The sequence below is a fragment of the Nonomuraea sp. NPDC059007 genome (assembly GCF_042740555.1).
In the GTDB taxonomy this organism is placed as follows: domain Bacteria; phylum Actinomycetota; class Actinomycetes; order Streptosporangiales; family Streptosporangiaceae; genus Nonomuraea.
Genome location: NZ_JBHYJD010000083.1, coordinates 24,119 through 31,083, shown reverse-complemented (window position 1 = coordinate 31,083; position 6,965 = coordinate 24,119). Strand labels below are relative to the sequence as shown.

7 protein-coding genes are annotated in these 6,965 nt (G+C 73.7%); 3 read left to right on the top strand and 4 right to left on the bottom strand.

Features of this window, described 5'->3' with window-relative positions:
- Window positions 1–24 precede the first annotated feature (24 nt).
- The 3 genes from ACFWY5_RS55520 to ACFWY5_RS55510 are packed head-to-tail and all read right to left on the bottom strand — an operon-like array spanning window position 25 to window position 3,051.
- Window positions 25–1,278, bottom strand: a complete 1,254-nt coding sequence (locus tag ACFWY5_RS55520) for an MFS transporter (protein WP_379640018.1) — start codon at window positions 1,276–1,278, stop codon at window positions 25–27.
- Between the two features lie 7 nt (window positions 1,279–1,285).
- Window positions 1,286–2,251, bottom strand: coding sequence for a GNAT family N-acetyltransferase (locus ACFWY5_RS55515; protein ID WP_379640016.1), 966 nt, complete (start codon window positions 2,249–2,251; stop codon window positions 1,286–1,288).
- A 26-nt stretch (window positions 2,252–2,277) separates the two neighbouring features.
- Window positions 2,278–3,051, bottom strand: a complete 774-nt coding sequence (locus ACFWY5_RS55510) for an SGNH/GDSL hydrolase family protein (RefSeq protein ID WP_379640015.1) — start codon at window positions 3,049–3,051, stop codon at window positions 2,278–2,280.
- Window positions 3,052–3,174: 123 nt separating this feature from the next.
- Here ACFWY5_RS55510 and ACFWY5_RS55505 point away from each other — a divergent pair, with 123 nt between their 5' ends.
- A complete protein-coding gene (locus ACFWY5_RS55505; protein ID WP_379627124.1) occupies window positions 3,175–3,504 on the top strand; it encodes a hypothetical protein in 330 nt (109 codons plus the stop codon).
- Window positions 3,505–3,508: 4 nt separating this feature from the next.
- Here the strand turns inward: ACFWY5_RS55505 and ACFWY5_RS55500 are convergent, their stop codons facing one another.
- Window positions 3,509–4,261, bottom strand: coding sequence for an AraC family transcriptional regulator (locus ACFWY5_RS55500; RefSeq protein ID WP_379640014.1), 753 nt, complete (start codon window positions 4,259–4,261; stop codon window positions 3,509–3,511).
- 85 nt (window positions 4,262–4,346) lie between these two features.
- On the opposite strand from ACFWY5_RS55500, the gene ACFWY5_RS55495 reads away from it, so the two are divergent.
- Together ACFWY5_RS55495 and ACFWY5_RS55490 are read left to right on the top strand one after the other, a co-directional pair.
- Complete coding sequence (locus ACFWY5_RS55495) at window positions 4,347–5,720, top strand: MFS transporter (RefSeq protein WP_379640012.1); 1,374 nt, start codon at window positions 4,347–4,349, stop codon at window positions 5,718–5,720.
- 205 nt (window positions 5,721–5,925) lie between these two features.
- Window positions 5,926–6,948: a 2-oxoglutarate and iron-dependent oxygenase domain-containing protein gene (locus ACFWY5_RS55490; protein WP_379640011.1), complete on the top strand. Its 1,023-nt coding sequence runs from the start codon at window positions 5,926–5,928 to the stop codon at window positions 6,946–6,948.
- Window positions 6,949–6,965 lie beyond the last annotated feature (17 nt).

Sequence of the window (6,965 nt, the reverse complement as noted above, 5' to 3'; positions counted from 1 at the left end):
CGGTCGCCGGCGCCGAGGCCTCCGTCACGGCTCCGTTCCTGGCGGCGCGGCTGCGGCCCGCTCCGGATGCCGCTGCCGGGCGGGGGTGAGCAGCGCCGCGGCGGCGATCGCCAGGCAGCTGACCCCGGCGAAGACGAACACCGGCGTCGAGCCGAACCGGCCCGCGCCCCAGGTCAGCGTCGCCGCGCCCAGCGGCCCCAGCGAGTAGTGGATGGTCCAGAACGCCGAGGTGACCCGGCCGAGCAGATGGCTGGGCGTGACCTGCTGGCGCAGCGACAGGCTGCAGATCCCGGCCACGCTCACGCAGGCCAGGTAGAGCCCCATGGCGGCGCCGATCCCCCACACGGTGCCGACGAAACCGATGGCGCCGATCGCCAGCCCGGCGGCGGCCAGCGCGCTGACCCACGTGGGCCCGAACCCGAGCCGCCCGCGCAGCCGGGTCACCAGCGTCGCCCCGATCATCGTCCCGACCGCCCCGATGCCGAGGACGACGCCGATGACGGCATCCGGCTGGCCCAGGTCGTGCTTCAACCGGAAGATCACGATGTCGGTGAGCCCGAGCGTCAGGAAGATGAAGAACGACAGCAGCACCGTCAGCGCCCGCAGCACCGGCTGCCGCCACAGGAACACCGCCCCGGCCACCAGTTCCCGCCAGGGCGCCCCGTGTACGGCGGGCCGTTCGTGCCGGGCGAGCCGGACCAGGTACACGCCGACCGCGGACAGGGCGAAGCCGACGGCGTTGATGCCGATCGCGGCCGTGGGCCCGAGCCAGCCGGCCACGACGCCGGCCAGCATCGGGCCGAGCACGCTGGCGGCGGCGGCCGTGGCGTACAGCTTGCCGTTGGCCTCGGTGACGCGGTCCTCCCCGACCAGGGTGGGCACGGAGGAGACGTACGCCACCTGGAAGACCATGCCCACGGCGGCGGCCAGGGGCAGGACGGCGTACAGGAGCCAGACCTTGGGGCCGCTGAGCCAGGCCAGCGGGATGGTGGCGTACAGGACGCACCGCACGACGTCGCAGCCGATGAGCAGCTTGCGGCGGTCGAAGCGGTCGACGGCCACGCCGGCGAAGATCCCGGCGATGACGCCGGCGGCGCCGGAGACGCCGGTCAGCAGGCCCATCTGGGCGACGGAGCCGGTGACGTTGAGGATGAGCAGCGGGACGGCGATGATCGCGAAGGAGTCGCCGGCGACCGACAGCGTCTGGGCGCCCCAGAAGACCGTGAAGTCGCGCCGACGCCATAAGGGGCGCAGGTCCGCCTGGGTGTCCTCGTGCATAAAGCTCCTACAGGTCGAACTGGTACTGGTGCGTGCTGCGGTGGGCCCGGTAGCCCAGGCGCTCGTTGACCGCCAGCATGTGGACGTTGTCCTCGGCGGTGTCGGTCTCGACCTCGGCCAGGCCGGGATGCTCGGCGCGTAACCTGCGCACCATCGTGGCCTTGAGCCAGAGACCCAGGCCGTGGCCGCGATGCGCGGGCACCACCGCGGTGTCGTACTGCGCGGCCCGGCGGCGCTCCCCCGCCCTGATCACGATCTCGGTGTAGGCGGCCATCGTCTCGCCGTGCAGCGCGGCGAGGGTCAGCAGGGTGTCGCCGCGATCGGCCAGCACCTTGGCCATCTCCCTGACGGCGGCGGCGTCCCAGCGGCGGGCGCCGTAGTCCATCTCGCCGGTGGGCATGTCGTTCATGGCGTTCTTGGCCTCGGCGAAGGCGCCGGCCAGGCCGTCGGGGACGGTTCCGGTCCAGAACGCCAGGTCGTAGCCGGGCCGCGGGGTGTCGGCCGCCCGGCAGTCGGCCTTGGCCAGGTCGAGCAGCAGGTGCCGGAGCGTCAGCACGAGCCGCAGGCCGCGGGCCGCGCAGAAGGCGTCCCCGGGACCGTCCGCGGCCACCGCCGTGATCATCGACCGCCGCCGCTCGGCCCGCGCGGCCGACACCGCCGCCGCCAGCAGCAGCGACCCGGCGCCGCCGCGCCGCCGCTCAGGGCGTACGTGCAGGTCGAGCTCGCTCAGATGGTCCATGCCCGGCGCGTCGAACAACCGCAGCGCCGCCACCCCGGCCACCGGCCCGCCGGGCTCGGCCGCCATCCAGACCAACCGGCGGCTCCGTAACGGCGGCACGGTCAGCTGGGCGCGCGTGGGCACCGGCTGACCTGGAAGATCGTGCCCCAGCGACGCGGCCATCACCCCGTGCCACGCCTCGGCCTGCTCCGCCGACACCTCCGCCGACGGTGTTCCCTGGATCTTGTACGGCATGCCGACCACCCTAGGCCGCGCCTGCGTCAGGTGGTGGCCACGGGGGCGAGAGCGGGGCGTTTGGCGGTGCGCCCGTCGCCGGAGGACCGGCCGCGCAGCCGGCGGCCGATCCAGGGTCCGACGAAGCCGGCCAGCCAGCGCGTCTCCGTCGCGACCACCCGCCACGCGGCGGGCGCGGGCAGCGGCGGCAGGGGCTGCGTCCAGGCGTCGTCGCTGCCCGGCAGCTCCAGCACGTGGGCGAATCCGGCGGCGAAGCGGGTATGGCCCTCGGGACTGGCGTGGATGCGGTCGCTGCTCCACATCCGCCGGTCGGTGACGAACGCGAACGCGTGGGCGTCGAGGACGGTGACGCCGTGGCGGGCGGCGGCCTGGCGGACGCGGTCGTTGAAGTCGAGCACCCGCGGGGCCAGCCGGCGGATGAGCGGCGAGAGTTTGCCCAGGTCGGGGTAGGTGACGGTGACGACGCGGGCGCCGGAGGCGGTCAGGGCGGCGAACATGTCCTCCAGGACCCCGGCGGTCGCGGCCGCGCTGAAGCCGGGCCGGATGAGGTCGTTCATGCCCGCGACGACCGTGACCAGGTCGGGGCGCAGCGCCAGCGCCGCCGGCACCTGCTCGTCGCGGACCTGGGCGGCCAGCCGGCCGCGTACGGCGAGGTTGGCGTAGAGCAGGTCGGGGTTGTGGCGGGCGAGGTGCTCGGCCAGGCGGTCGGCGACCCCGCGGTGGCCGCCCAGGCCGTCGTCGTCGCCGACGCCTTCGGTCATGCTGTCGCCGAGCGCGACATAACGCTGGTACGTGCTCACCCCCAGACCGTATCCCTGACCGCGGCCAGCACAGCGTGAAGGGTACGCAGAAAGCCCATTGCATAGGAAGGTTTCCTAATTAATACTGCGATCAACGCAGTTCAGAGCCCCCTGGAGGTTTGTATGCCCCGTCGCGCGCTCGCTCTCACCACGGCCGCGCTGGCCTGCCTCGGCGCCCTCGCCGTGAGCACCGCCCCCGCACGGGCCGCGGGCCCGATCGACGTCGTCATGAGCCCGCTCTCCCTCGGCGAGTACTGCGCCGCCAAGGTCAACTCCAGCTCCATCGTCGGCTTCTACAACGGCAGCCTCGGCTGCTACCGGTACGCCTCCAGCCTGGTCTACCTCGGCAGCGGCAGCCCCTCGGCCGCCTGTCAGTACTACAACCCCACCTACACCTACCTCGGCTACGCCCAGGGCGGCGCCCAGTCCCTGGTCTGCAAGTACTCGGTCTAGGGTCTCAGGACTCCGCGTTCAGGTAGCGGCCCGGCGAGGTCCCCACGGTGCGGCGGAAAGCGGCGAGGAACGCGCTTGCCGTCGCATACCCCACCGCCCGCGCCACCGCGGAGACGGGCCGCCCTTCCGCGAGCAGCGGGAGGGCGGCCCGCAACCGCAGATGCGTCCGCCAGCGCTCGAAGCTCATCCCGGTGTCCTGGACGAACAACCGCGTGAGCGTACGCCGGCTCACCCCCGCGGCCCGCGCGTGCGCCTCCAGGCCGCGCGCGTCGGCCGGATCGGCGATCAGCGCGTCGGCCACGGCCCGCACCCGCTCCTCACGCGGGCGCGGCACGTCGATGGGCAGCGCGGGCAGCGGCCGCAGCAGGTCGAGCACGACCGCCTCGGCCCGCAGCCGCGGACCGTCGGCCAGGTCGTCGCGCCCCAGGTAGGTGAACAGATGGGCCAACAGCCCGTCCACTCCCACCGGCGTGGGCTCCGGCCAGTCCAGGGCGCAGCGCTCCGGCGCCAGGTAGAGGCCGCACAGCACCGCGTCACGAGTCGCTCCGGTGCGGTGCTCCACCCCGGCCGGTATCCACAGCGCGACGGTCGGCGGCAGCACCCAGTAGGAGTCGCCCACAGCCACCCCGACCACCCCGCGCCGCGTCCAGGCGATCTGGTGGTGCGTGTGGGTGTGCGGCGGGATCCACTCTCCCGACGACAGCGGGAAGTGCCCGACCACGATCGCGCCGACGCCGGGCGGCACCTCGGTCTTCATGCGGGCCAGCCTATGTCCTCAGCGCGCTATCAACTGGCCCCATCGCGGATTGCGGCCATCGGCGGCCCGCGCCTAGCGTCGTCGGATGACGAAGAAAACCCCCGCACTGGCCGTTCTGTGCGTCGTGCAGTTCATGCTCGTCCTCGACGACACCGTGGTGAACGTCGCCCTGCCCGCCATCCGCGGCGAACTCGGCTTCACCGCCGCCGGGCTGTCCTGGGTGGTCAACGCCTACTTCCTCGCCTTCGGCGGCTTCCTGCTGCTGTCCGGGCGGGCCGCCGATCTGCTGGGCAGGCGGCGGGCGTTCCTCATCGGGGTCGCCGCGTTCGGCGTGGCCAGCCTGGTGTGCGGCATCGCCCAGGAGCCGTGGCAACTGGTGGCGGCCAGGTTCGCGCAGGGCATGGGCTCCGCGCTGGCCAGCCCGGCCGCGCTGTCGCTGATCACGTTGATGTTCCCCGGCGAGGGCGAACGGGCCAGGGCGGTCGGCGTCTGGGGCGCCATCGCGGCCCTGGGCGGCACGATGGGGCTGGTGATCTCGGGGGTGCTGACCGATCTGACGTCGTGGCGCTGGATCTTCCTGATCAACCTGCCCGTGGCGGCGCTGGCCCTGGTGCTCGTCCCCCGCCTGGTCGGCGAGAGCCGGGCCGCGCGCGGGGCCCGGCTGGACGTCCCCGGCGCCCTGCTGGGCACCGCGGCGGTGCTCGCGCTGGTCTACGGGCTGCTCCAGGCCGAGCACGCGGGCTGGGTCTCGTCGGCGGTCCTGCTCCCGCTGCTGCTGGCCGTGCTGCTGGCGGCGGCCTTCCTGGCGGTCGAGTCCCGTACGGCGCAGCCGCTCGTGCCCCTGGCGTTCCTGGCGGTCCGCATCCGGGCCGTGGCCAACCTCGCGACCCTGCTGTTCTCGGCCGCCTTCTACGCGATGGCCTTCCTGCTGATGGTCCACCTGCAGACGCGGCTCGGGTACAGCCCGCTGGTGGCCGGCGTGGCGTACCTGCCCTACGGGGGCGGGATCCTGGCCGGGATGTGGCTGTCGTCCCGCGCGGTGACCCGGTTCGGGACGCGGCCCGCGCTCCTGGTCGCGTTGACGGTCAGCGCGGCCGGGCTGCTGCTGTTGTCCGGGGTGGCACCCGGTGACGCCTATGCGAGCGGCGTCCTGCCCGGGATGCTGGTCACCAGCCTCGGCTGCGGCCTGAGCCTGCCCGCCCTGACCACCGCCGCCGTCTCGGGCACCACCTCGGAGGACGCCGGGGTCGGCTCGGCCGTCCTCACCTCGGTGCAGCAGGTCAGCGGGGCGGTGGGCATCGCGCTGCTGGTGACGCTGGCCGCCCAGCGCGGCTACGCGTTCGCCCTGGTCATCTGCGCCGCCCTGGTCGTGCTCGCCGCCGTCCTCGTCGCCACCGCCCTGCGCTCCAGCCGGTACGGCCGGCGCACGAAGACCCTTGAGAACCCCGGCCTCCACTGACGGACGCCGCTGGGAGCCGGTGTGGCGCCGTCCGGCGCGGGATGGCGCGGGATGGCGCGGGATGGCTGCCGCCGGGCGCGGGGCGACTGCCGCCGGGCGCGGGAGTTCGACCGCTGGGCGCAGCCGGCCGGATCGGGCCGGCTGGGCGGGGGGCGGTCCGCGTACAGGTGGCCGAATCGCACACCGCTCCAGCGAGGGGGACGAGATGATCGAACTGAGCACGTTCAGCCTGCCGGAGGCCATCACCGGGACGCGGGCGGACCTGGAGCTCGGCCGTACCATGATCGCGGCGTGGCGCAGGGACGGCATCTTCCAGGTCGCCGCCACCGCGCCCCAGCACGAGACGGCGCTCGCGGCGTTCGAGGCGAGCAGGGAGTTCTTCTCCCTGTCACTGCCGGAGAAGTCCAGCTATGTCAGCGACCTGAGCTACAGCGGCTACGTCGCCTCGGGCGAGGAGGTCACCGCGGGCGAGACCGACTACTCCGAGATCTTCACCGTCTGCCCGGACGTACCGGTGCACGACGCGCGGGTACGCGAGCGCTGGCCCTGCCACGGCCCCGTGCCCTGGCCGGGCCCGCACTACCAGCGGCGGATGGAGACGTTCACGGCCGCGCTCGGCTCGATCGGCGAGCGGCTGCTGCGGCTGGCGGCCCTGGGTCTCGGGCTGGGCGGGCCGGACACGCTGACCGCGCACACCACGGGCGGCTGGCACCACATGCGGGTACTGCGCTTCCCGCCGCGCTCCGCGCGGACCGCGCGCGGCATCGGCGCCCACACCGACTACGGTCTGCTGGTGATCGCCGCGCAGGACGAGGTCGGCGGCCTGTACATCCGGCCGCCGGTCGAGGGCGAGAAGCGGCCGCGCAACTGGCTGGAGGCGGAGAGCACCGCCGGCCTGTACGAGGACGAGCCGCCGTGGATCTTCGTCCGGCCGGTGCCGCGGGTGTTCACCGTGTTTCCCGGCGACATCCTGCAGTTCCTGACCGGCGGCTACCTGCTGTCCACGCCGCACAAGGTGGCGCTGGCCGATCGTGAGCGGTTCGCGATGGCGTACTTCCACGAGCCGAGCTTCGGCCGCTCGCTCGATGACCCGTGCGGCGGCCCGCCGCTGCACTACGGGACGCACTTCACGAACATGTTCATGCGCTGCTACCCCGGACGCGCCGCCACCCGGCGCATCCACGAGGAGGGACGGCTGGCGAGGCTGCGCGAGCCGTACCCTAGCTGAGGCGGACGGCCCCGCCG

Bases quoted from the DNA above. Each gene is read 5' to 3' on its own strand.
- ACFWY5_RS55520 (WP_379640018.1), bottom strand. From the start codon at position 1,278: ATGCACGAGGACACCCAGGCGGACCTGCGCCCCTTATGGCGTCGGCGC.
- ACFWY5_RS55490 (WP_379640011.1), top strand. From the start codon at position 5,926: ATGATCGAACTGAGCACGTTCAGCCTGCCGGAGGCCATCACCGGGACG.
- ACFWY5_RS55500 (WP_379640014.1), bottom strand. From the start codon at position 4,261: ATGAAGACCGAGGTGCCGCCCGGCGTCGGCGCGATCGTGGTCGGGCAC.
- ACFWY5_RS55515 (WP_379640016.1), bottom strand. From the start codon at position 2,251: ATGCCGTACAAGATCCAGGGAACACCGTCGGCGGAGGTGTCGGCGGAG.
- ACFWY5_RS55495 (WP_379640012.1), top strand. From the start codon at position 4,347: ATGACGAAGAAAACCCCCGCACTGGCCGTTCTGTGCGTCGTGCAGTTC.
- ACFWY5_RS55505 (WP_379627124.1), top strand. From the start codon at position 3,175: ATGCCCCGTCGCGCGCTCGCTCTCACCACGGCCGCGCTGGCCTGCCTC.